Here is a 26,595-nt window from a genome sequence, read left to right on the forward strand (position 1 = left end):
GCGATATGAAGGGCATTCTTTCGTAGTGCATTTGCTGCTTCTGCATCAATGCTTTACCGAAGGCTTCCTGGAACCAAAAAAAAGGCCCCGCCGAAGCGGGGCCTGGTCCAGACACGAAGTCCGGAAAACGACGGGATCAGAAGTTGTACTTGACCTGGGCCGAGATCTGGCGGCCGTAGACGCTGTAGAAGCCGTCATTGAACGGGGTCGATTCGTTGCCCGGGTAGTTGTAGCGCTGGCCTTCCGGCAGCTTGTTGAACACGTTGTTGACCATCACCGACAGGACCAGATCTTCCTGTGCCTGGTAGTTCATGCTCAGGTTGTACGTGGTGTACGAACCCCACTTGCCGGCCTTGGCGCCGGAGGAGTGGACGTAGCCGTAGCTGCGGCCGGTGTAGGCCAGGTAGTTCGGGGTGCTGCCGACGTAGTTGGCGTACACGGTGGTGGTGAACTTGGCGATGTTCCAGGCCACCGACAGATCGCCGCGGACCTTGGCGAAGTTGTCGTAGTACCACATGTTGTACGGATCGCTCAGCAGATCCAGCTTGGCGGCACCCGGCATCGGCTGCACTTCACGCTTCAGCATGTTGGTGTAGTTGCCGGAGAACATCAGCGAGCCGAAGCGGCCGATATCCTGCTGGTACTTGGCCGCCACGGTCACCGCTTCCAGGTTCTGGCTGGCAACGTTGAGCTTCGGCGTGTACACGCGGGTCAGGTTGCCACCGGCATCGCGGGACACCCAGTTGGTCACGTCACCGCAGCTGGCCGAGGTGTTGTTCGGCAGGCCGTTGTGGCACTGGTACTCGGCCAGCAGCAGCTGGTCGCTGCTGAGGGTCTTGACCTCGTTCTTGATCTTCCAGTTGTAGTAGTCGGCCGACAGCGAGAAGTTGCTGACCGGGGCCCACACCACGCCTGCGCTCCAGACGTCGGCGGTGATCGGCTTCAGGTCCGGGTTGCCGGACTTTTCGCTGTACACCGAGGTGTTCTTGTAGAACGAGCAGGCCTCGTCACGCAGGCCGTAGCCCAGCTGGCTGCAGCGGTAGTAGTCGTTCTGGCCGGACGAGTACGAACCGCTCATGCCCTGGAAGGCATCGGACAGGGTCGGCGCGCGGAAGGCGGTACCGTACTTGCCACGCAGCAGCAGGCTCTCGATCGGACGGAATTCCAGACCGATGCTGTAGGTGGCCTTGTCGACGGTCTTATCGGCGATCTTGAAGGCGTCATAGCGGCCCGACGCGCTGACGGTCAGCTTGTCGTGCAGCGGCATGCGCAGCTCGCTGGTGACCGCATAGTTGCTGCGGTGGCCGGCACCGGCGACGGCGGTGGTGCCCCACACATTGCCATCAACGAACGCCTGGTCCGGCGAGTAGTCCCAACCTTCGCTGCCACCTTCCAGCACGACGGCCAGGCCAGCGTCACCGCCCGGCAGGCTGAACAGCGAGCCGTTGGTCACCTGCACGCGGCCCAGGTTCTGCCAGGTCTTGCTGCGATGGGTACCGTAGCCGGTGAAGCTGGCGAACTGGTCCGGAGTGATCGGCGAGTAGAAGGCCGCGTAGTCCGGGTTGTAGATGCCGAAGCCGCCAGCCGAGGTGCCCAGGCGCGGGCCCAGCACGGTCTGGCCGAAGAAATCTTCGATCTTGTCCTTCCAGCGCACGAAGCGGTTCTGGTCCAGGCGGTACTCACCACGGGTGAAGCTGGCGCTGTAGTCCCAGTCGCCGACCATGCCCTTGCCGCCCAGGGTGACCTGGTAGGCACGGCTTTCGTCGGAGTTCATGATGTTGTTGTAGTGGCCCGGGCCGATTTCTTCCGGCGCGAAGGCGCGCTGCAGGTTCACGACCTTGCCCAGGCCCTGGTCGTAGAAGCCGCCCATGACCGACTTGGTGCCCCACCACAGGGCGCTGGAGCCGGAGGTGAACTCGGTCTTTTCCTTGCTGTACAGCACATCGGCGAACAGCTGGAAGTTGTCGTTCACGTCGAAGGTCATCGACGAGTAGAACTGGCCGCTGTTCTTGCCGTTCTTCAGGGTCTTGTAGCCGGCGCTGTACACCGAACCGCAGGACTCGCCCGACGGGCGCTGGCCGACCACAGTGGTGCCGTCATACAGCCCAGCGACGTTCGCGCAACGGCTCGGGTCCATCATCAGCAGCTTGTTGTCAGCGTTGGTGATGACGGCGAAGTCGTTCGACGGAACCTGGGCGGTGTAGCCGACCGGGTTGTTCTGGCGGGTGATGTCGCGCTGGTAGCCCCAGATCGGGCTGCCGTTCTCGATCTGCACGTTGAACAGTGCATGGAAGCGGTCATCGAAGGCGTTGATGCCCTTGGCGGCGCTGAAGCGGATGTTGCTGCCACCGCCTTCGGTGTAGGTGCCGCCACGGAGGGTCATGGTGCCGCCGTCCATGCGCTCCTTCAGGATGATGTTGACCACACCGGCGATTGCGTCCGAGCCGTACAGCGAGGACTGGCCGCCCGGCAGCACTTCGATGCGCTCGACGATGTCGATCGGAATGCCGCTGATGTTGTTGAAGGTTTCGCTGCCGTTGTACAGCGCCGGATACGAGAGCATCGGGCGGCCGTTGATCAGGTACTTGGTGTAGCCCGGGTTCAGGCCGAACATGCCGGCAGCTTCGGCGCCCTGGGTGAACGAACCCGAGGTCTGGCCACCCTGCAGGCCGCCGGTGGTCAGCGACGACTGCTGCAGCACTTCAGCAACACTGCTGAAGCCGCGGGTCTGGATGTCTTGGGCGGTGATGGACATCACCGGGGTCTGGGTTTCAACCTGGGTCTGCGGGATCAGCGAACCGGTGACGGTGATCTTGTCCAGGTTGGTCGCCTTGTCCTGGGCCATTGCCGGGGCGGCGGCCATCAGAGCGGAAATCAGGGCGACGGCGAGCGTGTTGCGACGTGCGGTGTTGCTTACGTAGTTCATGTAGTTCCATTGGAGAGCAAAAACAAAAACGGCACTGCGCATGCGCCATCGCGCGGGCTGGAAATGCCAGCTCCGCAGCCCAAAACAGTGCGGGTCGAACGTAACATGAACTTAACAATCTGTGCACGAATCTGTAGCAATCCTGAATTTCAGTCAGGTTACGTCCAGCTTGTATGATGCTCGGTTATTCCCCCTGACCCCGCCGGTGCTCGTTGTGAACAGTTCTCCCCGCCGTCCCCATGCAAGCCAGGTCCAGAAGGGACTTACGCCGCATGCCCGCATCCGCAACGTGATCGCGGTTGGTTCGGGCAAGGGCGGCGTCGGCAAGTCGACCACTGCGGTCAATCTGGCCGTGGCCCTGCAGCAGCTCGGCGCACGCGTGGGCGTGCTTGATGCGGACATCTACGGGCCGAGCGTGCCGGCCATGCTGGGCCTGTCCGGTCGCCCGGAAAGCCCCGACAACAAGAGCATCGAGCCGCTGCGTGCGTTCGGCGTGGACACCATGTCGATCGGCTACCTGATCGAAGAAGACACGCCGATGATCTGGCGTGGACCGATGGCCACCTCGGCGATGACCCAGCTGTTCAATGACACCCTGTGGGATGACCTGGACTACCTGCTGATCGACCTGCCACCGGGCACCGGTGACATCCAGCTGACCCTGACCCAGAAGATCCCGCTGGCCGGCGCGGTGATCGTCACCACCCCGCAGGATATCGCCACGCTGGATGCGAAGAAGGCGCTGAAGATGTTCGAGAAGGTCGAGGTGCCGGTGCTCGGCATCGTCGAGAACATGGCGGTGCATACCTGCAGCAGCTGCGGGCATGTCGAGCACCTCTTCGGCGAGGGCGGCGGCGAGCGCATGGCCGCGCAGTACGGCGTGCCGTTGCTGGGTTCGTTGCCGCTGCAGATCGGCATCCGCGAGCAGGGCGATTCCGGTACCCCGATCACCGTGGCCCAGCCGGATTCGGTCCCGGCCCAGGCCTACCGCCATGCCGCCCAGCGCCTGATCGAGGAGGTTGGCAAGCGTCCGCGTGCCTCGATCCCGATCCTGTCGTCGCTGCTGTAAGTGCCAGGGCAGGGGCCGCCGGCGACGCCCGGCCCCCTGCTAGAATCCTCGCGCCCCCTCGTACCCCAGGACAAAGCATGAGCATCAAGAGTGACCGTTGGATCCGCCGCATGTCCGAGCAGCACGGCATGATCGAGCCGTTCGAGGCCGGGCAGGTCAAGCAGGCCAACGGCGAGCGCATCGTCAGCTATGGCACCTCCAGCTACGGCTACGACGTGCGCTGCTCGCGCGAGTTCAAGGTGTTCACCAACATCAACTCGACCATCGTCGATCCCAAGCACTTCGATCCGGGCAGCTTCGTGGATATCGTCGGCGATGAATGCATCATCCCGCCCAACAGCTTCGCGTTGGCGCGCACCGTGGAGTACTTCCGCATCCCGCGCGACACCCTGGTGGTGTGCCTGGGCAAGAGCACCTACGCGCGCTGCGGCATCATCGTCAACGTGACCCCGCTGGAGCCGGAGTGGGAAGGCCACGTCACCCTGGAATTCAGCAACACCACGCCGCTGCCAGCGCGCATCTACGCCAATGAAGGCGTGGCGCAGATGCTGTTCTTCCAGGCGGCCGCCGATGACATCTGCGAGACGTCGTACCGCGATCGTGGTGGCAAGTACCAGGGCCAGACCGGCGTGACCCTGCCGCGGACCTGAGCGGCGCGCCATCGCATGACGAAAACGCCGGGCATGCCCGGCGTTTTCATGGGTGCGGCCACACGCTGCGCTCGCCGGGCATGGCCCGGCGCCAGCTTATTTCCCGCGACCGAACAGCATCGCGATGCCCACGCCCACCAGTGCCACCGGCCACCAGGTCAACAGCAGCTTGGACAGGTTCAGGTGCGTCCAGCCGAGGTTGCTGGCGAGCATGAACAGGCCGATCAGGATCAGCAGGACGGCGGCAACGAGGTTGAATCGCATCGGGTCGGCAAACGCTCAGGACTGGGCTGGATATCCTAGCCGTTCCTTCCAGTAGGCGACATGCTGGTCCAGCGCACCCGGCTCGTAGCGGTGCGCGGGGCCACTGCCCCAGACCGGGCCCGGCCACGCGGGGTCGCCGTCATGGCGGCCGATCACGTGGAAATGCAATTGGCGCACGATGTTGCCCAGCGCACCGATATTGATCTTCTCCACCCCGTCGGCGCCCTTCAGGGCCTTGCAGGCGCGGTTGAGCTCGGTGCGCAGCTTGTCCTGCTGCTCGCCGTCCAGCTCGATCCACTCGGTCACCCCGGCCAGGCGCGGTACCAGCACCAGCCAGGGGAATCGTTCGTCGTTCATCAGCCGCACTTGCGACAACGGTCCTTCCGCCACCAGCACGCTATCGGTGGCCAGGCGTGAATCGAGTTCGAAATCGCTCATCCAAGATGCTCCGAGAAGAAGTCCAGGGTGCGTTGCAGCGCCAGGGTGGCGCTGTCTGGATCATACGCATGTCCGACCTCCCGGTTGAAGGCGTGGTCGGCCGGATAGACGAAGGTGGCCATCTGCGGCAGCTTCTCGCGATGGGCCTGCACGGCCTCCGGCGGGATGCTCTTGTCCTGGGCACCGAAGTGGAAGATCACCGGGGCCTTGGGTGTCTCATCCAGGAACTGGACGTTGCGCGCACCGTAGTAGCTGACCGATGGCAGGCCCAGGCGCAGGGCCGACAGCATCGCCACCGTGCCGCCCCAGCAGTAGCCCACCGTGCCGACCTTGCCGTAGGGGGCCAGCCGGGTCGCTGCGGCACGGACCACCTCCAGCGCCTTCTCCATGCCCAGTGCGGTCACCCGTTCCAGGCCCTGCTTCACGCCGTCGGCGTCATAGGGCAGGGCGTCCGGATCGGCTTCTGTGCCTTCAATCAGGTCGAAAAAGGACGGCGCCAGCACCGCATAGCCTTCGGCCGCGAAGCGCTCGGCCACGCCGCGGATGTGCGGGTTGGCGCCGAAGATTTCCTGCACCACCACCAGCCCGCCACGCGGGGTGCCCTCCGGCAGGGCGTGCCAGGCCCGTACCGGGCCGTGATGCGTGTCCAGGGTGATCCACTCGGCCATCGTTTCCATCTCGTTGCGGGGAACAGAACCGCATTGTCGGCGCTGCGTGGGTTAGCGCGGTGTCAGCGGCTGTGCGTGATCGGGCGGCTGGCCATTCAGAGCGCGGCCGCCAACCCCGGTATACTGGCGCCCTTTCAGGCCCCGGCCCCCAGGAACCCCTGCCACGACGGCAGGGGCCCAGGCCCCCAGAGTCCCGCGATTCCATGTCCCAGCTGAACCCCAAAGTCGGCTTCGTCAGCCTTGGCTGCCCGAAGGCCCTTGTCGATTCCGAACGCATCCTTACCCAGCTCCGCTCGGAAGGCTACGACATCGTGCCGTCCTACGATTCGGCCGACGTGGTGGTGGTCAATACCTGCGGCTTCATCGATTCGGCGGTGACCGAGTCGCTGGACGCGATCGGCGAGGCGATGAACCAGAACGGCAAGGTCATCGTCACCGGCTGCCTGGGCAAGCGCCCGGAGCAGATCCGCGAGGCGTACCCCAACGTGCTGGCGGTGTCCGGCCCGCAGGACTACCAGAGCGTGATGGAAGCGGTGCACGAAGCGCTGCCGCCCAAGCACGATCCGTTCGTGGACCTGGTGCCCGACTACGGCATCAAGCTGACCCCGCGTCACTATGCCTACCTGAAGATTTCCGAGGGCTGCAACCACAAGTGCAGCTTCTGCATCATTCCGTCGATGCGCGGCAAGCTGGTCTCGCGCCCGGTGGATGAAGTGCTGCGTGAAGCCGAGCGCCTGGTGCGTGGTGGCGTGCGCGAGCTGCTGGTGGTTTCGCAGGACACCTCGGCCTACGGCGTGGACGTGAAGTACGCCGAGAAGATGTGGCGCGACAAGGCCTACCAGACCCGTCTGAAGGCGCTGTGCGAAGGCCTGTCCGAGCTGGATGCGTGGGTGCGCATGCACTACGTCTACCCGTACCCGCACGTGGACGAGGTGGTGCCGCTGATGGCCGAAAACCGCATCCTGCCGTACCTGGACATCCCGTTCCAGCATGCCAGCCCGCGCATCCTGCGCCTGATGAAGCGCCCCGGCGCGGTCGAGAAGACCCTGGAGCGCGTGCAGAACTGGCGCCGTATCGCGCCGGACATCACCGTGCGTTCCACCTTCATCGTCGGCTTCCCCGGCGAGACCGAGGCCGAGTTCGAAGAGCTGCTGTCGTTCCTCGACGAAGCGCAGCTGGACCGCGTCGGCGCGTTCGCCTATTCGCCGGTCGAGGGTGCCACCGCCAACGACCTGCCCGATGCGGTGCCGGAGGAAGTGAAGCAGGAGCGCCTGGCCCGCTTCATGGAAAAGCAGGCGCAGATTTCCGCTGCGCGCCTGGAGGCCAAGATCGGCACCGTGCAGCAGTGCCTGGTCGACGCCATCGAAGGCGATATCGCGGTGGCCCGTTCCAAGGCCGATGCCCCGGAGATCGATGGCCTGGTGCACATCCAGAATGCCGACCAGGTGCCGTTGCGCGTGGGTGAGTTCGTCGACGTGGACATCACCGAGAGCGACGAGCACGACCTGTACGGTGACGCGCTGCCGGCCGCCACCCGCCCGGCATTCGATCTCAAGATGCTGTGACCGCGGCGACGACCGCCGCCGGTGACGGGGGCGGCGTCCGCCGTTTCGTGCCGCCGCCGCGTGCGGCGGTCGATTCACAGGTGTTCGGGCACCCGGTGTTTGCCGGATTGCGCGACGTTCGTGATCTGTTGGAAGGCCCGGAGTGGCCGTCCATTGCAGCGCTCGAGGCACGCCTCGCGCTACCGGGCAAGCAGCTGGTCGAGCAGGATGCCACGCTGCTGGCCGACGGCCTGCACTACGAAGCCCGCATCGCACAGGGCCGCATCGCCACCCGCGCCGACAACTGGCATGACCTGTTCAACGCACTGGTGTGGGCCCGATACCCGCAGCTCAAGCAGGCGCTCAATGCGCAGCAGTGCCGGCATATCGAGGCGATGCCGCCGGGTCAGCGCAACCGCGCGCAGGCGGCACTGACCCAGTTCGACGAAACCGGCGTGATCGTGCGTGTGCGCGATCACACGCTGCTGGCTGCCTGGGATGTGCACGACTGGTGTGCGCTGTTCGAATCGAGACACTGGCTGAGCGGCGACATCGCCATCGCTGCGGTATTCGGACACGCGCTGATGGAGCAGGCGCTGCTGCCGGGCCGCCGGCTGGTGGGCAAGTGCGTGGTGGTGCACGGCAAAGCCGATGACACCTGCGTTGACGCAGTGACCGCGGCCATCGCCGAAGGCAGGGCAGTGACCGATCCCCTGCAGTTGCGTCCGCTGCCGTTGGCTGGAGTTCCGGGCTGGCACGAGAGACAGGACGCCGACTTCTATGCAGATGCCGAGTACTTCCGCCCGTTGCGTGCCGGCCGCCAGTATCCGCCGCCGTTGCACGGGGCTATGTAGAGTCGACTGTCAGTCGACTGCTCTTCGTTCCGAGGCCGTGAACGCCTGACAGATGGCTTCGGCGAGTCATCAACCGCGATTGAGGATCGCGGTGCGTTTGCCGTCCGGCTGCGGAGGTTTGTGCCGCGCTTCGCGCGGTAGTCGCCTGACAGTCGACTCTACAACGGCTCGTATTCCACCCCGATTACCGCAAAGGTGAACTGGCCGCCGGGCAGCTCCACCGAGAATTCATCATCCAGCCGCTTCTTCAGCAGTGCACGTGCCAGCGGCGAATCGATGCTGATCCAACCCAGGCCTGCGTCGGTCTCATCCGGGCCGACAATGCGATAGCGGCTGGTGTCGCCACTGTCCACGTTCTCCAGTTCCACCCACGCACCGAAGAACACCGCCTGCGGATCGGTCGGCGTGGTGTCGACCACGCGCAGCGATTCCAGCCGCTTGGTCAGGTAGCGCACGCGGCGGTCGATTTCACCCAGCTGCTTCTTGCGATAGGTGTACTCGGCGTTTTCCGAACGATCGCCTTCCGCTGCAGCAGCGGCCAGCGCCTTCACCACCTCCGGGCGGCGCAACCGCCACAGCTCATCCAGTTCGGCCTTCAACCGGGCGTGGCCGGAGGCGGTGATCAGGGCGGTACTCTTTTCTGCAGGGGGACGCCAACGCGACATGTGGTGCGACTTCTTTTCAGGGGAACGATGGGGCCGGATCCTTTCCGCAGGAAAGGCCTCCGACCCCGGGAGGGCAGGTCAGCGCTTGCCGCCGAAGATGCCGCCCAGCAGGCCGCGCACGATCTGGTTGCCCAGCTTGGTGCCGACGGTGCGCGTGGTCTGCTTGGCCATGGTTTCGATCATGCCCTGGCGTCGCTTGGTGCCGAAGATCGCATCCTTGATCGCCTGGCCGAAACCGCCTTCCTGCGCTTCGTCCTGCTCGCGGCTGCGGGCGGCGGGAGCCTGCGCCTGCTCGACTGTTTTCTGCGCACGCTGGGCCAGCAGCTCGGCGGCCGATTCGCGGTTGATCGCGGTGTCGTAGCGGGTGCCGACCGGGCTGCCGGCACGCACCTGGGCGCGTTCGGCCTCGGTGATCGGCCCCATCCGGCAGCGCGGCGGTGCGATCATCGTCTGCTGCACCGGCATCGGCACGCCCTTGTCCTGCAGCGTGGAGACCAGTGCTTCGCCGGTACCGAGCTGACTGAGCACCTTGGCCACGTCCAGCTTCGGATTCGGCACGAAGGTCTCGGCAGCGGTCTTCACCGCCTTCTGGTCGCGCGGGGTGAACGCACGCAGTGCGTGCTGTACGCGGTTGCCGAGCTGGCCGAGGATGTTGCCCGGTACGTCGTCGGGGAACTGCGAGCAGAAATACACGCCCACGCCCTTGGAGCGGATCAGGCGCACCACCTGCTCGATGCGCTGCACCAGTGAGGCCGGTGCGTCGTCGAACAGCAGGTGGGCCTCGTCGAAGATGAAGACCAGCTTCGGCTTGTCCAGGTCGCCCACCTCCGGCAGCTGCTCGAACAGCTCCGACAGCAGCCACAGCAGGAAGGTGGAATACAACTTGGGCTTGAGCACCAGCTGGTCGGCGGCGAGGATGCCGATCACGCCGCGGCCGTCGTGATTGACCCGCATGATGTCGGCCAGTTCCAAGGCCGGTTCGCCGAAGAAGTTCTCGCCGCCATCCTGTGCCAGGCGCAACACCGAGCGCTGGATCGCAGCGATGGACTGCGCGCTGACCAGACCGTACTCGGTGGAGATGTCCTTGCGTTCCTCGGCAACCAGGCCGAGCAGGGCGCGCAGATCGTCCATGTCCAGCAGCAGCAGGCCGCGATCGTCGGCCAGCTTGAATACGATATCGAGCACCCCGGCCTGGGTGTCGTTCAACTCGAGGATGCGTGCCAGCAGGGTCGGGCCCATTTCGCTGACCGTGGTGCGCACCGGGTGCCCGAGCTTGCCGTACAGGTCCCAGAAAATGGTCGGGCTGGCGGCCGGCGCGTAGTCGGCCACGCCGATCTCGGCGGCGCGCTTGAGCAGGTTCTCGGCACCGGTGCCGGGCACGGCCAGGCCGGACACATCGCCCTTCACATCGGCCAGGAACACCGGCACGCCCAGCCGTGAGAAGCCCTCGGCCAGGGTCATCAAGGTCACGGTCTTGCCGGTACCGGTGGCGCCGGCCACCAGACCGTGGCGGTTGCCGAGTTTCGGCAGCAGGGTGACGGCAATATCGTCGGTGATGCCTTTGCCGAGCAGAATCGGATCCATGGTCCAGCCCTTGTGGTGAATAGCCCAATGTTAACCGCCGGCGGTGACGGGCCGAAGGTCGGCTTGCCCGGACCTTGGCGGCGCCGCTACTCTGCCTGCCTGTTTCGCACACAGTGCCATCAATGCCCGTTCCTGTCCTGATTTCCCGCGGTTGGCCGCTGCTGGCCCTGGCCGGCCTGGTTTCCCTGGCGCCCGACGCCCATGCGCAGCGGGTTTCGGCCCGGGACAAGGTGAAGGTGGATGCGCTGCAGCAGCGCATGACCGCCGCCGAGAAGCGCTACAGCGATGCGCTGCTGCTGGTCGCCAATGCCGACCCCAAGGGCAGCAACGAGGCGGACGCCGCGCTGGAGGACATGGAAGATGTCCTCAACGACTGCGTGAAGCAGAAGGGCTGCCAGATGGGCACCCTGCTGGCCAGCTACAAGCGCCTGCTCAAGCATGATGCTGATGCCGCTGCCAGCGATGACGTGGCCGATGAGGGGGGTGACCGCCTGGAAGCCGACCCCGACCATATCGGCCCGCTTACCGCCGACGTGCCGGAGGCCGCGCGCGCTGCAGCGCTGCTCAACGACAAGCGACATGCCTTCGACACCATGGTCGAGTACAACCCCGCCGTGCAGGCCGGCATCCGCCGCTGGTTGACCGACATGCGCCCGGCGCTGCTGACCAGCTACGAGAACTACCAGAACCTGCGCGCGGTGATGTGGCCGGAGTGGGAAAAGCGTGGTCTGCCGGAGGCGCTGCTGTTCGGCATCATGGCCAAGGAGTCCAACGGCCGTGTGCATGCCTCCTCGCGTGCCGGCGCCGCCGGGCTGATGCAGTTCATGCCGGCCACCGGCCGCCGCTTCGGCCTGGGCCCGGACGGCACCGGCTTCGACACGCGCTTTGACGCACGCAGTGCCGCCGAGGCCAGCGCCAGTTATCTCAACGAGCGCCTGCGCGAACTGAACAACAACGTGGAAATGTCGGTGGCCGCCTACAACGGTGGCGAAGGCCGCGCCGCGCGCGTGTTCAAGCAGAGCGGTGGCCAGAGTTTCTGGACCGACAGCGTCTACAACCAGTTCCCCGGTGAAACCAAGGACTACGTGCCGATGGTGATCGCCGCGGCCTGGATCTTCCTGCACCCGCAGCAGTACGGTGTGGAGCTGCCGAAGATCAGTGCGCAGCCGGCCACGCTGCGCCTGGCCAAGTCCACCACCATCTACGAACTGACCATCTGCCTGGGCAGCCACGGCACCCGTGATGGCTACATGCGCGCGCTGCGCAATCTCAACCCGCGCTATGAGGCCGATGGCTGGATTCCGGCCGGCACGCTGATCAACGCCACCACCCGCATTGCCGGCCTGTACCAGCGCAACTGCGTCAGTGGCCCGCGTGCCGACCTGGCCCGCACCCTGATCACCGCCGATCTGAACGCGGCGATCAAGCGCCCGACCGCCGCCAGCTACACCGGCAGCGTGGCCGTGGGCGGCGTGGTGCCGGTGGCCGACGCCGCGGCCTCCACCAGCGTGCCGACCACACCGGTCGCTCCGGTAGCCACGCCGCGCCCGGCGGCACGGCCGAAGCCGGTGCGCAGCCACAAGGTGGGCCGGGGTGAGACCCTGGGCGCAATTGCCGCGAAGTTCCAGTGCGACGTGCCGACCCTGGCCCGCGCCAACGGCCTGAAGGCCCCGGCCTACAGCCTGCGCCACGGCCAGACGCTGAAGCTGCAGGGCTGCGACAAGTAATCCCCCACGACCTCTGGAACCCACATGGATCTCGAAGACACCCGCAACCTGTTCGCCAACCTCCGCGAAAACACCGACTGGGACATCAACGGCCCGTTGCTGTGGGGGTACTTCTTCGTGCACTCCACGGCTGAGCCGTTGCAGGCACTGGCAGAGCACCTGCAGGCGCAGGGCTATACCTTCGTGGAACTGTTCGAGCAGGAGCCGGAAGAGGGCGACGCGCCGTTCCACGTGCTGCACGTGGAGCGTGTGGAGATCCACGACGAAGCCTCGCTGGACCGCCGCAACCAGGAATTCGCTGCCCTGGCCGCGGAAAAGGGCGTGGAAGACTATGACGGCATGGACGTCGGCCCGGCTCCGGCCCTGCAGTAACGCGCGTACCGGTAGTGCCGGCCGCTGGCCGGCATTCCGTTGTGGAAAAAGGGGACGGAGGGGATTAAGTCGTTTATGCATAAACGACTTAATCCCCTCCGTCCCCTTTTTGTCAGCGCAGCTTCGCCAGCGCCTGGCCCAGCTGCACCGGGCTTTCGGCACCCAGCTGCGGGGCGAACTCGGCCACGCCCGGCGGCAGCAGCACGATCACGGTCGAGCCGTAGTTGAAGCGCGCCATCTCGGCGAAGCGCTCGAGCTGGATGCCCTGGCCGCGGTAGTCCTTGCGGGTGATGCGGTCACCGTAGGCCGGAATTTCTTCGCCGCTCCACACGGTTTCCACGCCGGACACCAGCAGCGCACCGACCATCACGCTGACCATCGGGCCGAAGCTGGTGTCGAAATGGCAGACCAGGCGTTCGTTGCGCGCGAACAGGCGCGGCACGCCGTTGACGGCGGCCGGGCCGACGCTGAACAGGCGGCCCGGCACGTGCACGGTTTCGCGCAGGGTGCCGGTCCACGGCATGTGCACGCGATGGTAGTCGCGCGGCGACAGGTACACGGTGGCGTACAGGCCGTCGTTGTACGGCTTGGCGTCCTCGTCACTGCCCAGCAGTTCGGCGGCGGTGAACGACTGGCCCTTGGCCTGGAAGATGCGGCCGGCTTCGATCCTGCCGAGCTGGCTGATGCGGCCGTCGGCCGGCATCACCAGGCTGCGCGGATCGGCATCGGCCACGCGCGCGCCCGGCTTCAGTGCACGGGTGAAGAACTGGTTGAAGGTGGCATAGCTGCGCGGGTCCGGGTTGGCCGCTTCGTCCAGATTGACGTTGAACTTGCGGGTGACCGTGTCGATCAGCCAGCGCGACACGCGCGGATCGTCCGAGTACGCCAGCGAACGCGCCATCGAGGACAGCAGGCGGTGGGGCAGGGCGTACGTCAGGGCGGTGGTGAGGCTCATGGGGCGGTTTTCTCGGTCAGCTTCTGCAGGTCGCGGGCAATGGCCGGCGCGTTGAACGGGGGCCGCACCAGGCCGGCAAGGCGGCCCTGCGGGTCGAGCACGGCCAGGCTGGCCGAGTGCTCGACGGTGTAATCCTCGGGGTTCTCGTCGAAGTGCTTGCCCGGCACCTTCTGGAACACGAAGCCCAGCGAGGTGGCGAAGCGCTCCAGCGAGGGCACATCGGCGGTGGCGGCCAGGGTGTCCTTGTGGAAGCCGTGCACGTACTCGCCGAGGCGGGTGGCGCTGTCACGGTCCGGGTCGACCGAGATGAACAGCACGCGCGGGCGCAGGCTGTCGGGCAGGGCCTCCCACTGGTTCTGCGCGCCGGCCAGCTCGGCCAGGGTGGTCGGGCAGACGTCCGGGCAGAAGGTGAAGCCCAGGAACACCAGGGTCCAGTGACCCTTCAGTTCGCCCGGGATCAGGCGGGTGCCGTCGGACTGGGCCAGATTGAAGTCGGGCAGTTCGCGCGGCTGCGGGTACAGGGTGATCGCTTCGGTGGCCGGGGCATTGGCCGGCGGCTTCGGCGCGAACACCTGCTGGGCGGCCAGCAGGCCGAGACCCGCCGCCAGGGCGATCAGCAGGATGATGCCGGCGTTGCGATTGAACATGGGAGCCCCCGCGCGAAGTGGGCTCCATCATACCGGCTGCGGCCCGATCGTTTCTGCCGCAACGGATGCCGCCGCGGGCGCCAGCCCCTATAATCGAGGGCCACTTTGCCCGCAGTACCGCCATGACCGCTGAAACGGCCGCCGAACTCCACACGATCATCGATCTGATCCGCTACGGCACCAGCCGTTTCAACGAAGCCGGGCTGACCTTCGGGCACAGCTACGACAATGCGCTGGACGAGGCCACCCAGCTGGTGCTGCACAGCCTGCACCTGCCGCACGACCTCGGCCCGGCGTACGGCCAGGCGCGTCTGCTGCAGGCCGAGAAGCTGCGCGTGCTGGAGCTGTTCCAGCGCCGCATCGACGAACGCATCCCGGCCGCCTACCTGACCGGCGAGGCCTGGTTCGCCGGCCTGAGTTTCAAGAGCGACAAGCGCGCCCTGGTGCCGCGCTCGCCGATCGCCGAACTGATCGAATGCGGCTTCGAGCCGTGGCTGGCCGGCCGTGATGTCAGCCGTGCGCTGGACCTGTGCACCGGTTCGGGCTGCATCGCCATCGCCATGGGCCACTATTACCCGAACTGGGAAGTGGACGGTGTCGACCTGAGCGACGACGCGCTGTCGCTGGCCGAAGAAAACAAGGAACGCCTGCAGGCGCACAACGTCACCCTGCTCAAGTCGGACCTGTTCAACGGCCTGACCGGTCGCCACTACGACCTGATCGTCACCAACCCCCCGTACGTCACCAACGACGAGACCGATGCCCTGCCGCAGGAATACTCCTACGAGCCGGAGATGGGCCTGCGTGCCGGCGACGACGGCCTGGACCTGGTGCTGAAGATCCTGCGCGATGCGCCGCTGCACCTGAGCGAAGACGGTCTGCTGATCTGTGAAGTGGGCGAATCCGAGCAGCACCTGATCAAGCTGCTGCCGGAAGTCGACTTCGCCTGGATCGAATTCAAGGTCGGCCAGATGGGCATCTTCGCGGTCGAATGCCGCGAGCTGATCGCCCACAGCGCGCGCATCACCGAACTGGCGGCGCAGCGCCCGTGAGCTCCAATTCGTTCGGCAAGCTGTTCACCGTCACCACGTTCGGCGAGTCGCACGGGCCGGCCATCGGCTGCGTGATCGATGGCTGCCCGCCGGGGCTGGCGCTGGACGCGGCCGAATTCGCCCATGACCTGCAGCGTCGCGCCACCGGCAAGAGCCGGCACACCTCGGCGCGGCGCGAGGCTGATGAGGTCGAGATCCTGTCGGGCGTATACGAGGGCCTGACCACCGGCACGCCGATCGCCCTGCTGATCCGCAACACCGACCAGCGCAGCAAGGACTACGCCAACATCGGCCAGCAGTTCCGGCCGGGCCATGCCGACTACAGCTACTGGCACAAGTACGGCATCCGCGACCCGCGTGGTGGCGGCCGTTCTTCGGCACGCGAGACCACCATGCGCGTGGCCGCCGGCGTAGTCGCCAAGAAATGGCTGGCCGAGCGCTTCGGCGTGACCGTGCGCGGCTACCTGTCGCAGCTCGGCGACATCACCCCGGCCGGTTTCGACTGGTCGGCGGTGGAAGACAATCCCTTCTTCTGGCCGCACGCCGCACAGGTGCCGGAACTGGAGGCGTACATGGATGCGCTGCGCAAGTCCGGTGATTCGGTCGGTGCGCGCGTGGACGTGGTGGCCGACAACGTGCCGCCAGGCTGGGGCGAGCCGATCTACGGCAAGCTCGATGGCGAACTGGCTGCCGCACTGATGAGCATCAACGCGGTGAAGGGCGTTGAGATCGGCGACGGTTTCGCCAGCGCCGCACAGAAGGGCACCGAACACCGCGACCTGCTGACCCCGCAGGGCTTCGCCAGCAACCATGCCGGCGGCATCCTCGGTGGCATTTCCACCGGCCAGCCGGTGGTCGCCTCGATCGTGCTCAAGCCGACTTCCAGCCTGCGCCTGCCCGGCCCGTCGCTGGACACGGCCGGCAACGTGGTGGAGGTGGTCACCACCGGTCGCCACGATCCCTGCGTCGGTATCCGCGCCACTCCGATCGCCGAGGCGATGGTGGCGATGGTGCTGATGGACCAGGCGCTGCGTCATCGCGCGCAGTGCGGCGATGTCGGCACGATCACCCCGCTTATTCCCGGGCAGATCGATGGCTGACACGCGGCCGACCGTGTGGGTGAGCCAGCCGCTGATCGACGCGGCCATCGCGCCGCTGCGCGATCGCGTGCAGCTGCGCAGCACCGACACCGTCACCGCGTGGTCGCCCGACCAGATCGCCGAACAGCTGGCCAGCGCCGACGGCGCCATCATCACCCTCAACGAGCGCATCGGTGCGGCCCAGGTGGCCGGCGCCGCGCAGCTGCAGGTGATCGCCAATGTCGGGGTGGGCTACAACAACCTGGACGTCGACGCGCTCAGCGCGGCCGGCATCCTCGCCAGCAATACCCCGGACGTCCTGACTGAAACCACCGCCGATCTCGGTTTCGCTCTGTTGATGGCCACCGCGCGCCGCATCACTGAATCCGAGCGCTGGCTGCGCGAAGGCCAGTGGCAGCAGTGGTCGTTCCAGACCATGCTCGGTGCCGACATCCACGGCAGCACGCTGGGTATCCTCGGCATGGGCCGCATCGGCCAGGGTATCGCCCGCCGCGGCGCGCATGGTTTCGGCATGAAGGTGCTGTACCACAACCGTTCGCAGCTTCCGGCCGCGATCGAAGCGGAGGTGGGGGCCCGTTACGTTGACCTGGACACGCTGCTGGCGCAGTCCGATCACCTGCTGCTGGTGCTGCCGTATACCCCGGCCTCGCATCACCTGATCGATGCCGCCGCACTGGCGAAGATGAAGCCGTCGGCGACGCTGGTGAACATCGCCCGCGGCGGCCTGGTCGATGAGATCGCGCTGGCCGATGCGCTGGCCAACGGCCGCCTTGCTGCAGCGGGTCTGGATGTGTACGAAGGCGAGCCAAAGGTACGCCCCGAACTGCTGGCGCTGCGCAACGTCGTGCTCACTCCGCACATCGGCAGCGCCTCGCTGGCCACGCGCACGGCGATGGTACAGCTGGCCGTGGATAATCTGGTTGCCGGGCTCGGCCTGGACGGCGGCCCGTCGCGCATGCCGAGCGCGATCAACGCTGACGCGGCGATGGCCGCGCGCGTGACTCTGGGCAAAAAAACCGGGAAACGATAGGGAACCTCCGCGCGCCCCGCTTGAGGAGGTTCCCCGAACCCAGCTGTCGTGCGTGTTTTTTTCCCCATCCCCGTTTTCGTGAGAGTTTCCCCCATGAGCAATGCACAGCGCAGTTTCCACGTCGCCGTCGTCGGTGCCACCGGTGCGGTCGGCGAGACCATGTTGTCGATCCTGGCCGAGCGTGATTTCCCGGTCGGCACCCTGAGCGTTCTCGCTTCCGAGCGTTCGGCCGGCGGCGAGATCGAGTTCAACGGCCAGAAGGTCAAGGTCCAGGACCTGGCCACCTTCGATCCGAGCGGCGTCGAGATCGCCCTGTTCTCGGCCGGCGGCAGCGTGTCCAAGGAATACGCACCGAAGTTCGCCGCAGCGGGTGCGGTGGTGATCGACAACTCCTCGGCCTTCCGTTACGACGATGACGTGCCGCTGGTGGTGTCCGAGGTCAACCCGGAGCAGGTCGCCAACCGTCCGCGCGGCATCATCGCCAACCCGAACTGCTCGACCATGCAGATGCTGGTGGCGTTGGCACCGCTGCACCGCAAGTACGGCATCGAGCGCATCAACGTCTCCACCTACCAGTCGGTGTCCGGCGGTGGCCGTTCGGCAACCGAGGAACTGGGCAAGCAGACCGGCCAGCTGCTGAGTTTCCAGGAAATCGATCCGCAGCGCTTCCCGGTGCAGATCGCCTTCAACCTGATTCCGCACATCGACGACTTCCAGGACAACGGCTTCACCAAGGAAGAGATGAAGCTGATCTGGGAGACCCGCAAGATCCTCGGCGACGACAGCATCCTGGTGAACCCGACTGCGGTGCGCGTGCCGGTGTTCTACGGCCACTCCGAGTCGGTCGCGATCGAGACCCGCGATAAGGTCACCGTGGCCGAAGCACGCGCGCTGCTGGAGCAGTCGCCGGGCATCGAAGTGGTCGATCGTCACGAAGCCGGTGGTTACCCGACCCCGGTCACGCATGCGTCGGGCACCGACGCGGTGTACGTCGGCCGCATCCGTGAGGACCTGTCGCACCCGCGCGGCCTGAACCTGTGGATCGTGTCGGACAACGTGCGCAAGGGCGCGGCGTTGAATGCCGTGCAGCTGGCCGAGCTGGTCGCCGCCGAGCAGCGCTGATCACAGCGGTTGCCTCACCGGTAGTGCCGGCCGCTGGCCGGTATTGCCGTGATGGGGGCGTGCGTGTATGCCGGCCAGCGGCCGGCACTACCGAAGGTCTCCCATCGGTGGGTGCGGACCCCGGTCCGCACGCTTTATAGTGTCGCCCATGAATAAACGGGCCAAGGGCGCAAAGCGCCCGCTCACCTATCTGTCCGCCGCACTGCTCGCCCTGGCCAGCAGTTCGGCGCTTGCCCTGGGGTTGGGCGACATCCGGGTCCTGTCCAAGCCGGGCCAGCCCCTGCTGGCCGAAATCCCGGTGGTCTCGGCGGACCCGTCCGAACTGGAAAACCTGCGCGTGGCGCTGGCCTCACCGGTCACCTTCGAACGTGTCGGCCTGCAGCGGCCAACCGGACTGGTCAGTGAACTGCAGTTCGAACTGACCCGCGACACGCAGGGCAGGGCGGTGGTGCGCGTCACCTCGCAGGCGCCGGTGGAGACGCCGTCGCTCAGCTTCCTGATCGAAGCCGACTGGGGCGCGGGCCGCCTGGTGCGTGAGTACTCGGCACTGGTCGATGCGCCGCCCAGTGCGTTGGCCGTGGCCGAGCCGGAAATCGTCGCGCCGGCCGGTACGCTCTCCAATACCATCGTGCGCGAACCTGCACCGGCTTCGGTGCCAGCAGCAGAGACGCCCACGCCGCCGCCGCCAGCGGTGGCGCCAGCACCGGCACGCCCGCGTGCGGCCTCCGCGCCAGTTGCTGCACCGGCGGCCGATGGCAGCATCACCGTGCAGCGCGGGCAGACCCTGTCGGAGATCGCCAGTGCGGTGGCACGTGGCAACCAGGTCAGTCGCGACCGCGCGATGATCGCCCTGCTGCGTGCCAATCCCGAAGCCTTCATCCGCGGCAACGTCAACCTGCTCAAGCAGGGTGCGGTGCTGCGCATGCCCGGCAGTGATGCGCTTGCTGCGGTCGACGCTGCCGAAGCGACGACGCTCGTGCGCGAGCATGCCGCGCAATGGCGGCAGGCACGTACCGTGCCGCAACCGGTGGGCATGGCCGCACCGGTTGCCAAGGCGGCAGCCACGAACGCTTCTTCCCCGGCTGCGGCCAATGGGGCACGACTTGAGATCGCTCCGGCGCTGGCGTCCGACGCCGCGCACGCGGGCACAACCACCGGCACCGCTGCCGGCAGCGAGGGTGACATGCTGGGCAACGAACAACTGCGCCAGGCGCGTGAGGACATCGCCACCCGCGATGCCGAGATCGGCGAGCTGAAGCAGCGCGTGGCCGACCTGGAAAAGCTCAAGGAACAGCAGCAGTCGCTGATCGCGATGAAGGACAACGACCTGGCCGCCGCGCAGCAGCGCCTGGCGCAGGCACCGGATGCCCGCGATGCGGCAACGCCGTGGTACTGGCTGGGGCTGCCGGTGCTGCTGCTGGCGGCGGGCGCCGCCTGGCTGCTGCGTCGTCGCAAGCCGTCGCCGCTGCCGCCGCTGCGTGAGGAAGACGATGCCGCCGGCCTGGCCGCAGCGGTGCCGGCGGGTGCGGCGCTGGATACGCTGGCCGAGCAGTCCTCGTGGTCATCGGCTGTTGCCGGCAATGGCCGCCAGGAACCGGCGATGCCCGACTGGGCGACCGAAACCGAAGTGCACGACGTAGTGGTCGCCGAACCTGTCGCCGAGCGCGCGGTACGGGCCGACTGGCAGGCCGACACGCTGCGCGACGAGGACGCGGTGGCCTTGCCCGAAGCGGTGACCGATCTGCCGCGCTGGGACGATTCCGCAACCACCGCCGACGAGGCTGTCGTCGCCGTGCCGCTGCAGGACGAACGCGTTGTACCGCAGGCGCCGGCCGAAGTGGCGGTGCCGGACTACGCACTGCATGCCGAACAGCAGCCGCAGTTCCGCGGCGTGTTCGATCTGCCGGCCGACGCGCATGACAACGAGGCGCCGGCGGATGCCGCTCATCCCGAAGCCATCGACGGCATCGACCATGGCAGCATCGAGGCCTCTCATTCCGACGACATCGCGTCGAGCGCGGCCGCGCCTGCCGGCGACGCCGGCTGGTCGCCACGTGCCGGCCAGGAGCGCCTGGAACTGGCCATTGCCTACCTCGATCTGGGCGACGCGCAGACGGCGCGCACGCTGTTGCTGGAAGTCGCCGAAGGCGGTGACCTGCACAGCCAGGCCCAGGCCCGCGAACTGCTGGCCCGCCTGCCGTGACCGAATCTGCCGACAAGGACCTTGCCATGAGCCGCGAACGCCGCATCGACTACGTTGAATTCGCGTCCAGCGACCCGGCTGCCAGCCGTGCCTTCTTCGAGAAGGTGTTCGGCTGGTCGTTCGTCGACTACGGCAGCGACTACACGGCGTTCGACGATGGCCGCCTGCAGGGCGGCTTCTTCCGTGGCCAGCCGCAGCGGGCCAGCGACAGCGGTGCACCGCTGCTGGTGCTGTATGCCGACGCACTGGCACCGGTCGAGGCCGCCGTGCGCGACGCCGGCGGCGAGATCGTGCGCGCGGTGTTTTCCTTCCCCGGTGGCAGCCGCTTCCAGTTCGTCGAGCCCGGTGGCAACGAACTGGCGGTCTGGTCCGAACGCGATCCGGCCTGAGCGCCGCCCCATCCGCAACATCGAGGTAGCACATGCGTTATGCGCTTGGCGTCGAGTACGACGGCAGCGATTTCAGGGGCTGGCAGAACCTGGGCGAGGGTGGTCCCAGCGTGCAGGCCAGCCTCGAGCAGGCCCTGTCATCGGTGGCTGATGCGCCGCTGCAGGTGGTCTGCGCCGGCCGCACCGATGCCGGCGTGCATGGCCAGTGCCAGGTCGTGCATTTCGATACCGACGTGGTGCGCGATCCGCGCGCCTGGATGCTCGGCACCACCACCCGCCTGCCGCGCTCGATCGCGGTGCGCTGGTGCGTGCCGGTAGCCGATGATTTCCACGCCCGCTTCTCCGCGCGTGCGCGCCGCTATCGCTATCGGCTGCTCAACCGCGAGGTACGGCCGGCGCTGGACCGGCAGACCCTGAGCTGGGAGCGCCGTGCGCTGGACGAGACCCTGATGCATGCCGCCGGCCAGGCATTGCTTGGTGAGAACGACTTCAGCGCGTTCCGTTCGGTGCAGTGCCAGGCGCTGCATGCGCGGCGTGAACTGCAGTCGCTGCAGGTCAGCCGTCATGGCGAAGTGATCGAAGTCGCAGTACGTGGCAATGCATTTCTTCATCACATGGTCCGCAATATCGTCGGATCGTTGATCCTGGTGGGCAGCGGCGAAAAACCGGTGGAATGGATCGCCGAACTGCTGGCCGGGCGCGACCGCACCGTAGCTGGTCCCACCGCACCGCCGCAGGGCCTGGTGTTCCTTGGGCCCCTGTACCCCGACAACTGGCATCTGCCCGCCGAGGTCACGCTATGAGCCGTTCCTACTACCGTACGCGCATCAAGTTCTGTGGAATGACCCGTGCCGGCGACGTCCGCCTGGCCGGTGAGCTGGGCGTGGACGCAGTGGGTTTCATCTTTGCCCGCGAGAGCAGCCGCCGGGTTGCACCGGCTGAGGCCCGCGCGATGCGCCAGGCGATCGCGCCGATGGTCGACGTGGTGGCGCTGTTCCGCAACAACAGCAAGGAGGAAGTGCGCGAGGTGCTGCGTACGGTACGTCCGACCCTGCTGCAGTTCCATGGTGAGGAAGACGAAAGCTTCTGCCGCAGCTTCAACATGCCGTACCTGAAGGCGATCGCCATGGGCGGCCGTGAAGAGGTCAACGCCCGCACCCTGCAGCTGCGCTACCCCAGCGCTGCCGGCTTCCTGTTCGACAGCCACGCCCCGGGTGGCGGTGGCGGCACCGGCGTGGCGTTCGACTGGGGCCGCGTTCCGACCGGGTTGCACCGGCCGTTCCTGCTGGCCGGTGGCCTGAACCCTGAGAACGTCTACGATGCTGTGCTGGCGACGCTGCCGTGGGGCGTGGACGTCTCCAGCGGCATCGAGCTGGAGCCGGGCATCAAGGACGGCTACAAAATGCGCACCTTCGTCGAAGAAGTGCGTCGCGCGGATTGCACCGTTCTGGAGTGATCCGCGTCACCTGAGGGGTCACCCGGAATGTCATCGTCGACGGTGCATTCCGCCGTGCCGTGAAGGCGGGCGAATCCTGAATGCGATGAGTATCACGCTTTCGGGTAATTCAGGTTCCAGCGCCAAAAAGTCGACACCCCCCGAACATCTGATCGGACACAATGCGCCCAGCCTGTCTTGGCTGGGTGCGATGCCGCGTGCGTGTCGCTGGCCGCGCCCCTGAGATACGCCTTACCTTTCGAACGAGGACGCAATGGATATGCCCCATCTCTCTTCCCGCCGTATCCGCCTGGCCCGCCTGACGCTCGTGCCCAGCCTGCTGCTTGCCTTGGGCGCGTGTGCGGCCGGTGACTCATCCGCCCCGACCGCATCGGCACCGGCCGCTGCCGCACCGGCAGATGCACCTGCCACAGCACCGGCCACGGTTCCGGCGGCAGCACCGGCAGCCGACGGCCTGGCTGCGCTGATCCAGGCCAGTGGCGTGAAATGCAGCAACGCCAGTACAGGCAGCGGCTGCACGGCGGGCGATGTGGACAGCGGTGATTTCTACGATGTCGAACTGTCGCCGGACTGTGGCGACCAGGGTTTCTTCGCTGGCGTAGCCGATGCCAAGGGCGTGGAGACGTTGAGTGCGGTGCCATCCACCGGCAGCACGGCCAGCGTGACCGCGAAGCTGTCGAAGGGGCAGCTGGTCTGCGTGCAGGGCATCGGGCGCACCGGACAGAATCCGCTGTTCTATTACGTCGTTGCGGTTCCCGCTGCGACGGTCGGCAAGTGCAAGGGCAACACGTTGTGTGACACCTATGGCGACAGGCCGATCACTGGCCTGGCGACCACGGGGGGCGAGGCCTGCCATGCGACGGCGCCGGGACGTTACGCCGGGAACTGCGCACAGGGCTGGGTCAGTGCGGACGTGCTCGACGTGTTTTCCAACGGAATGTAATCACCGCCAGGGGAGCGGTCCAATCAACCACTGGCAAAGGAACAGCTCATGTCGGATCCAAAAATCACCCGGCTGGTCAGCAGCGTAGGTACCACGCGCACGCTGGAAATGGACGATGGCAGTGTCGTCGAACGATCAGGCGGCAGCGTCTCGTGGCGCAACAACAATCCTGGCAACCTCAAGTTTGAATTCGCCGGCAGCGCGGACAAGACGGTAACCAATCCGCGTACCCGCGAGCAGGCGCTGGAATCGGCGCAGGGGCGCTACAAGGGCGTGGTCGATCTTGACCAATGGGGCAACGCGGTTTTCGAAAGCTATGAAGCCGGCCGGGTGGCGAAGATCCAGCTGCTCGAACGCCGGTTCGGCGACAAGACCGTGGAGGAAATGCTGCCGAGCTACTCCACCAAGGATTACAGCGGCACCACCCACCACAAGGAGCAGGCGGCCACCATCTATGCCGAAGGCGATCGCCAGGGTGTCGACCTGCGCTCGAAGACCGTCGGCCAGATGAGCGTGCGCGAGCGTGAAGTGCTGGCCGACGGCATCCGCCGTTTCGAGGGCTGGCAGCCGGGTGAGGTTGCCACGCAGCAGCCTCCTACGCGCACAGCGGCGGCTGCGCCCGTGCAGACCCAGACCCAACCGCAGGTACAGACGCCTTCGGCGGCGGCGCCCGCTGCGGGCCAGGCCGCGGCTGCAGTCGGCAGTGCCGCGCTCTACAACGAGGCCTATCAGCATTTCATGGCCTCAGGCCGCCAGTACGAATACGGGCGCCCGGACCATCCGCGCCCGGGTCGCGACAGCAGCCGGCTGGAGCGTGACCTCGATGGTGACGGACGCTTCGGCGTGGATTGCTCGGCGTTCGTATGGCGCGGCCTGAAGAACGCGGGTTACGACGTGCGGGGCGAGAACGCTGCGGGGTTCACTACGTCGACGCTGTTCAATGGTGCGAACACCACGGCTTACGCACGCGAGCATTTCGATGTGACCTCGGCTGCCGAAGCACGCAAACCGAACGGAACGCTGAAGCAGGGCGACATCCTGATGTTCTCCTCGTCGCAGGGCCAGCATGTCGGCATTTTCAAAGGCTACGACGCGCAGGGAAACATCCAGTTCATCGGTTCACAGGGAAGCACCGGGCCGGCCGAAGTCACCATCCGGCCGGGCGGGTACTGGGATGGCGGAAGCACCCGCATCGTTGGTGCGCTGACACCGAAGCCGGAATTCCAGGTGCGCGCGCCGCTGCACGGCAATGGCGAACCTGCGCTGTCCCGGCCAACCGCCACCGTGCAGCCGGCTGCATCACACGCGGCCGCCAGCGAGGTGATGAAGCAGGGGCAGCGTGGCGCCGACGTGCAGGCGTTGCAGCAGACTCTCAACCAGCTCGGTGTGCGTGATGCGCAGGGCCATCGGTTGTCAGAGGATGGTCGTTTTGGTGATCACACCCGCGAAGCGGTGATCGCGCTGCAGAAACAGCAGGGGCTGGTGGCCGATGGAATTGTCGGTCGCCAGACCGCTGCCGCGCTGGCGGCGGGCCGTGCGCAGGGCCATGAACCTGCAGCGGCTGTACCGAAGGGGCCGTCGCTGAACGATGCATCGCATCCGGACCACGCACTGCACAACGCCGTCCGCAGCAAGCTTCCCAGCGTGTTTTCCGAAGAGGCTGCCGCCAATATCACCCTGCATGCAAAGCAGAACGGAATCGACGCGGCCGACAAGCTGCAGAGCATCACGGTGCAGGATGGCAAGGCGTTCGTGATGGGCACGACGCCGGGCTTCCGCACCGCGGTGGACCTGGCCCATGCGCCGCCGTCGCTGGAGCAGACCAGTGCCAAGCTGCTGGCAGATCCTTCGCACCAGCAGCAGGTGCATGAGGAGCAGCAGCGGGTCGCGATGGGCGGTCGCTGAGGCCTGTGTTGCCGGCTCCGGGCGGTGAACGCCGCCCGGGGCCTCGTCTCATTGCAGTTGCGCTGCTGCCCAGTCGGCCAGGGCGTCCACCCGTGCATCGGCCGGGCCATCCGGCCGCGCCAGCACCCAGAAGCCGCCGGTGGCGGTAAACCCCCACGGTGCGACCAGCCGGCCTGCTGCCAGATCTTCGGCCACCAGTGGCTCCGGTGCGATCGCCGGGCCCAGCCCGGCCACGGCTGCTTCCAGCAGGTAGTACAGATGTTCGAAAGCGGTGCCCAGCTGCAGCTTCGCGGTGTCCAGATCGTGCGCCTGCGCCCACGCCGGCCACGCCTGCGGCCGTGAGCTGGTGTGCAGCAGCGTTTCCTGCAGCAGCGCCGAGGGCGGTACCTGCCGCAGGCGCTGCGCGGCCGGATGCGAGGGTGCCACCACCACGCCGACCCGTTCCGGCGCCAGCTCACGCACCTGCCAGCCCCGTGGCCACGGCCCCTGCGCCAGCAGCAGCACGGCATCCAGCGCCGCCTGTGCTTCGGTGAAACTGCCATCCAGCGCCGACCACTGCAGGCGCACGCCGGGCAGGGCGGCCTGCAGCACGGGCAGGCGCGGGATCATCCAGCGCGCCAGTACGCTGCCGCTGCAGCCCAGCACCAGTGCTGGGGCCGCCGTCGGCCGGCGCAGCTCGCGCACGCAGTCTTCGATGCCGCTGAACGCCTCGCTGCACGCGGCCTGCAGTCGCGTGCCCGCAGCGGTCAGGCGCAGCCCGCGGCCGGCACGCTGGAACAATGCCAGGCCGAGATGATCCTCCAGCAGCTTCAGTTGCCGGCTGACCGCGCCGTGGGTGACATGCAGGTCCTGCGCGGCGCGCCCAACCCCGCCCAGACGGGCGGTGGCCTCGAACGCACGCAGCGCATTGAGGGGAGGCAGCAGGGAACGACTCATGTGAGATTTCCTGACGATATGCGCCAGATAATATCCATTTTCCGGTCACGACCCGTGCGCTAGAGTATCCACCTGTCTCGAACCAGCGGTCGCTTC

General features: G+C 66.7%; 25 protein-coding genes. 16 read left to right on the forward strand and 9 right to left on the reverse strand.

Annotated features, from left to right (window positions below; genetic code table 11):
* Positions 1-136 precede the first annotated feature (136 nt).
* Positions 137-2,926 (reverse strand): TonB-dependent receptor, encoded by a 2,790-nt coding sequence (locus V3B48_RS14425; RefSeq protein WP_329893969.1) that lies wholly within the window; start codon positions 2,924-2,926, stop codon positions 137-139.
* A gap of 214 nt (positions 2,927-3,140) precedes the next feature.
* On the opposite strand from V3B48_RS14425, the gene apbC reads away from it, so the two are divergent.
* Both apbC and dcd read left to right on the forward strand, forming a co-directional pair.
* The gene (gene apbC, locus V3B48_RS14430; RefSeq protein ID WP_026347084.1) at positions 3,141-3,995 is read left to right on the forward strand and encodes an iron-sulfur cluster carrier protein ApbC; all 855 of its coding nucleotides are present in this window, start codon (positions 3,141-3,143) and stop codon (positions 3,993-3,995) included.
* Positions 3,996-4,072: 77 nt separating this feature from the next.
* Entirely contained in the window at positions 4,073-4,645 is a 573-nt protein-coding gene (dcd, locus tag V3B48_RS14435; RefSeq protein ID WP_010483020.1) for a dCTP deaminase, read from the forward strand.
* A 96-nt stretch (positions 4,646-4,741) separates the two neighbouring features.
* On the opposite strand, the gene V3B48_RS14440 is transcribed toward dcd, so the two are convergent.
* Genes V3B48_RS14440 through V3B48_RS14450 form a run of 3 tightly spaced genes read right to left on the reverse strand, consistent with a single transcriptional unit; the run spans position 4,742 to position 6,015 of the window.
* Positions 4,742-4,909, reverse strand: coding sequence for a DUF5668 domain-containing protein (locus tag V3B48_RS14440; protein WP_005418011.1), 168 nt, complete (start codon positions 4,907-4,909; stop codon positions 4,742-4,744).
* Between the two features lie 15 nt (positions 4,910-4,924).
* Positions 4,925-5,347 carry an HIT family protein gene (locus V3B48_RS14445; RefSeq protein ID WP_010483023.1) on the reverse strand — a complete coding sequence of 141 codons (423 nt, stop codon included), beginning with the start codon at positions 5,345-5,347 and terminating at the stop codon, positions 4,925-4,927.
* The gene (locus tag V3B48_RS14450) at positions 5,344-6,015 is read right to left on the reverse strand and encodes a dienelactone hydrolase family protein (protein ID WP_329893970.1); all 672 of its coding nucleotides are present in this window, start codon (positions 6,013-6,015) and stop codon (positions 5,344-5,346) included. Before V3B48_RS14450 ends, V3B48_RS14445 begins: the two co-directional genes overlap by 4 nt.
* 203 nt (positions 6,016-6,218) lie before the next feature.
* On the opposite strand from V3B48_RS14450, the gene rimO reads away from it, so the two are divergent.
* Positions 6,219-7,580 (forward strand): 30S ribosomal protein S12 methylthiotransferase RimO, encoded by a 1,362-nt coding sequence (rimO, locus tag V3B48_RS14455; RefSeq protein WP_049398716.1) that lies wholly within the window; start codon positions 6,219-6,221, stop codon positions 7,578-7,580.
* The gene (locus tag V3B48_RS14460) at positions 7,577-8,413 is read left to right on the forward strand and encodes a DUF3025 domain-containing protein (protein ID WP_329893971.1); all 837 of its coding nucleotides are present in this window, start codon (positions 7,577-7,579) and stop codon (positions 8,411-8,413) included. The genes rimO and V3B48_RS14460 overlap by 4 nt, the downstream gene beginning before the upstream one ends.
* 158 nt (positions 8,414-8,571) lie before the next feature.
* Here V3B48_RS14460 and greB read toward each other — a convergent pair whose 3' ends face one another.
* Positions 8,572-9,078: a transcription elongation factor GreB gene (greB, locus tag V3B48_RS14465; protein ID WP_121504573.1), complete on the reverse strand. Its 507-nt coding sequence runs from the start codon at positions 9,076-9,078 to the stop codon at positions 8,572-8,574.
* A gap of 78 nt (positions 9,079-9,156) precedes the next feature.
* Complete coding sequence (locus tag V3B48_RS14470; protein WP_049398719.1) at positions 9,157-10,662, reverse strand: helicase HerA-like domain-containing protein; 1,506 nt, start codon at positions 10,660-10,662, stop codon at positions 9,157-9,159.
* Positions 10,663-10,784: 122 nt separating this feature from the next.
* On the opposite strand from V3B48_RS14470, the gene V3B48_RS14475 reads away from it, so the two are divergent.
* Positions 10,785-12,389 carry a transglycosylase SLT domain-containing protein gene (locus tag V3B48_RS14475; protein ID WP_071228772.1) on the forward strand — a complete coding sequence of 535 codons (1,605 nt, stop codon included), beginning with the start codon at positions 10,785-10,787 and terminating at the stop codon, positions 12,387-12,389.
* A 24-nt stretch (positions 12,390-12,413) separates the two neighbouring features.
* Complete coding sequence (locus V3B48_RS14480; RefSeq protein ID WP_032128242.1) at positions 12,414-12,761, forward strand: ribonuclease E inhibitor RraB; 348 nt, start codon at positions 12,414-12,416, stop codon at positions 12,759-12,761.
* 112 nt (positions 12,762-12,873) lie between these two features.
* Here V3B48_RS14480 and asd read toward each other — a convergent pair whose 3' ends face one another.
* The gene (asd, locus tag V3B48_RS14485) at positions 12,874-13,716 is read right to left on the reverse strand and encodes an archaetidylserine decarboxylase (protein ID WP_006381472.1); all 843 of its coding nucleotides are present in this window, start codon (positions 13,714-13,716) and stop codon (positions 12,874-12,876) included.
* Positions 13,713-14,363, reverse strand: a complete 651-nt coding sequence (locus tag V3B48_RS14490) for an SCO family protein (RefSeq protein ID WP_006381470.1) — start codon at positions 14,361-14,363, stop codon at positions 13,713-13,715. The genes asd and V3B48_RS14490 overlap by 4 nt, the downstream gene beginning before the upstream one ends.
* A 122-nt stretch (positions 14,364-14,485) precedes the next feature.
* Between V3B48_RS14490 and prmB the strand changes: the two genes are divergently transcribed.
* From prmB to V3B48_RS14540, 10 genes are all read left to right on the forward strand, one after another.
* Positions 14,486-15,415: a 50S ribosomal protein L3 N(5)-glutamine methyltransferase gene (gene prmB, locus V3B48_RS14495; protein WP_005410487.1), complete on the forward strand. Its 930-nt coding sequence runs from the start codon at positions 14,486-14,488 to the stop codon at positions 15,413-15,415.
* Complete coding sequence (gene aroC, locus V3B48_RS14500; protein WP_329893972.1) at positions 15,412-16,515, forward strand: chorismate synthase; 1,104 nt, start codon at positions 15,412-15,414, stop codon at positions 16,513-16,515. The genes prmB and aroC overlap by 4 nt, the downstream gene beginning before the upstream one ends.
* Positions 16,508-17,545 carry a D-glycerate dehydrogenase gene (locus V3B48_RS14505; RefSeq protein WP_329893973.1) on the forward strand — a complete coding sequence of 346 codons (1,038 nt, stop codon included), beginning with the start codon at positions 16,508-16,510 and terminating at the stop codon, positions 17,543-17,545. Before aroC ends, V3B48_RS14505 begins: the two co-directional genes overlap by 8 nt.
* A gap of 93 nt (positions 17,546-17,638) precedes the next feature.
* Positions 17,639-18,667, forward strand: coding sequence for an aspartate-semialdehyde dehydrogenase (locus V3B48_RS14510; protein WP_012511725.1), 1,029 nt, complete (start codon positions 17,639-17,641; stop codon positions 18,665-18,667).
* 148 nt (positions 18,668-18,815) lie between these two features.
* The gene (locus V3B48_RS14515) at positions 18,816-20,870 is read left to right on the forward strand and encodes a FimV/HubP family polar landmark protein (RefSeq protein WP_329893974.1); all 2,055 of its coding nucleotides are present in this window, start codon (positions 18,816-18,818) and stop codon (positions 20,868-20,870) included.
* Between the two features lie 26 nt (positions 20,871-20,896).
* Complete coding sequence (locus V3B48_RS14520) at positions 20,897-21,259, forward strand: VOC family protein (protein WP_032128247.1); 363 nt, start codon at positions 20,897-20,899, stop codon at positions 21,257-21,259.
* A 32-nt stretch (positions 21,260-21,291) separates the two neighbouring features.
* Positions 21,292-22,062, forward strand: coding sequence for a tRNA pseudouridine(38-40) synthase TruA (gene truA, locus V3B48_RS14525; RefSeq protein WP_049398724.1), 771 nt, complete (start codon positions 21,292-21,294; stop codon positions 22,060-22,062).
* Positions 22,059-22,715, forward strand: coding sequence for a phosphoribosylanthranilate isomerase (locus tag V3B48_RS14530; RefSeq protein ID WP_019660598.1), 657 nt, complete (start codon positions 22,059-22,061; stop codon positions 22,713-22,715). Before truA ends, V3B48_RS14530 begins: the two co-directional genes overlap by 4 nt.
* A gap of 253 nt (positions 22,716-22,968) precedes the next feature.
* Positions 22,969-23,658 (forward strand): hypothetical protein, encoded by a 690-nt coding sequence (locus V3B48_RS14535; protein ID WP_329893975.1) that lies wholly within the window; start codon positions 22,969-22,971, stop codon positions 23,656-23,658.
* Between the two features lie 48 nt (positions 23,659-23,706).
* Positions 23,707-25,563, forward strand: coding sequence for a peptidoglycan-binding protein (locus tag V3B48_RS14540; RefSeq protein ID WP_329893976.1), 1,857 nt, complete (start codon positions 23,707-23,709; stop codon positions 25,561-25,563).
* A 48-nt stretch (positions 25,564-25,611) separates the two neighbouring features.
* Here the strand turns inward: V3B48_RS14540 and V3B48_RS14545 are convergent, their stop codons facing one another.
* Positions 25,612-26,499, reverse strand: coding sequence for a LysR family transcriptional regulator (locus tag V3B48_RS14545; RefSeq protein WP_032128249.1), 888 nt, complete (start codon positions 26,497-26,499; stop codon positions 25,612-25,614).
* Positions 26,500-26,595: the final 96 nt, after the last annotated feature.

The sequence above is a fragment of the Stenotrophomonas sp. SMYL20 genome (assembly GCF_036320045.1).
Lineage (GTDB): Bacteria > Pseudomonadota > Gammaproteobacteria > Xanthomonadales > Xanthomonadaceae > Stenotrophomonas > Stenotrophomonas maltophilia_A.

Excerpts from the sequence above, each read along its gene's own strand:
- V3B48_RS14450 (WP_329893970.1), bottom strand. The coding sequence starts at position 6,015 with ATGGCCGAGTGGATCACCCTGGACACGCATCACGGCCCGGTACGGGCC.
- dcd (WP_010483020.1), top strand. The coding sequence starts at position 4,073 with ATGAGCATCAAGAGTGACCGTTGGATCCGCCGCATGTCCGAGCAGCAC.
- V3B48_RS14510 (WP_012511725.1), top strand. The coding sequence starts at position 17,639 with ATGAGCAATGCACAGCGCAGTTTCCACGTCGCCGTCGTCGGTGCCACC.
- asd (WP_006381472.1), bottom strand. The coding sequence starts at position 13,716 with ATGAGCCTCACCACCGCCCTGACGTACGCCCTGCCCCACCGCCTGCTG.
- V3B48_RS14530 (WP_019660598.1), top strand. The coding sequence starts at position 22,059 with ATGAGCCGTTCCTACTACCGTACGCGCATCAAGTTCTGTGGAATGACC.
- V3B48_RS14425 (WP_329893969.1), bottom strand. The coding sequence starts at position 2,926 with ATGAACTACGTAAGCAACACCGCACGTCGCAACACGCTCGCCGTCGCC.
- greB (WP_121504573.1), bottom strand. The coding sequence starts at position 9,078 with ATGTCGCGTTGGCGTCCCCCTGCAGAAAAGAGTACCGCCCTGATCACC.
- V3B48_RS14475 (WP_071228772.1), top strand. The coding sequence starts at position 10,785 with ATGCCCGTTCCTGTCCTGATTTCCCGCGGTTGGCCGCTGCTGGCCCTG.
- V3B48_RS14520 (WP_032128247.1), top strand. The coding sequence starts at position 20,897 with ATGAGCCGCGAACGCCGCATCGACTACGTTGAATTCGCGTCCAGCGAC.
- truA (WP_049398724.1), top strand. The coding sequence starts at position 21,292 with ATGCGTTATGCGCTTGGCGTCGAGTACGACGGCAGCGATTTCAGGGGC.
- prmB (WP_005410487.1), top strand. The coding sequence starts at position 14,486 with ATGACCGCTGAAACGGCCGCCGAACTCCACACGATCATCGATCTGATC.
- V3B48_RS14440 (WP_005418011.1), bottom strand. The coding sequence starts at position 4,909 with ATGCGATTCAACCTCGTTGCCGCCGTCCTGCTGATCCTGATCGGCCTG.
- V3B48_RS14470 (WP_049398719.1), bottom strand. The coding sequence starts at position 10,662 with ATGGATCCGATTCTGCTCGGCAAAGGCATCACCGACGATATTGCCGTC.
- rimO (WP_049398716.1), top strand. The coding sequence starts at position 6,219 with ATGTCCCAGCTGAACCCCAAAGTCGGCTTCGTCAGCCTTGGCTGCCCG.
- V3B48_RS14505 (WP_329893973.1), top strand. The coding sequence starts at position 16,508 with ATGGCTGACACGCGGCCGACCGTGTGGGTGAGCCAGCCGCTGATCGAC.
- V3B48_RS14535 (WP_329893975.1), top strand. The coding sequence starts at position 22,969 with ATGGATATGCCCCATCTCTCTTCCCGCCGTATCCGCCTGGCCCGCCTG.
- V3B48_RS14540 (WP_329893976.1), top strand. The coding sequence starts at position 23,707 with ATGTCGGATCCAAAAATCACCCGGCTGGTCAGCAGCGTAGGTACCACG.
- V3B48_RS14515 (WP_329893974.1), top strand. The coding sequence starts at position 18,816 with ATGAATAAACGGGCCAAGGGCGCAAAGCGCCCGCTCACCTATCTGTCC.
- V3B48_RS14545 (WP_032128249.1), bottom strand. The coding sequence starts at position 26,499 with ATGAGTCGTTCCCTGCTGCCTCCCCTCAATGCGCTGCGTGCGTTCGAG.
- V3B48_RS14445 (WP_010483023.1), bottom strand. The coding sequence starts at position 5,347 with ATGAGCGATTTCGAACTCGATTCACGCCTGGCCACCGATAGCGTGCTG.
- V3B48_RS14490 (WP_006381470.1), bottom strand. The coding sequence starts at position 14,363 with ATGTTCAATCGCAACGCCGGCATCATCCTGCTGATCGCCCTGGCGGCG.
- V3B48_RS14480 (WP_032128242.1), top strand. The coding sequence starts at position 12,414 with ATGGATCTCGAAGACACCCGCAACCTGTTCGCCAACCTCCGCGAAAAC.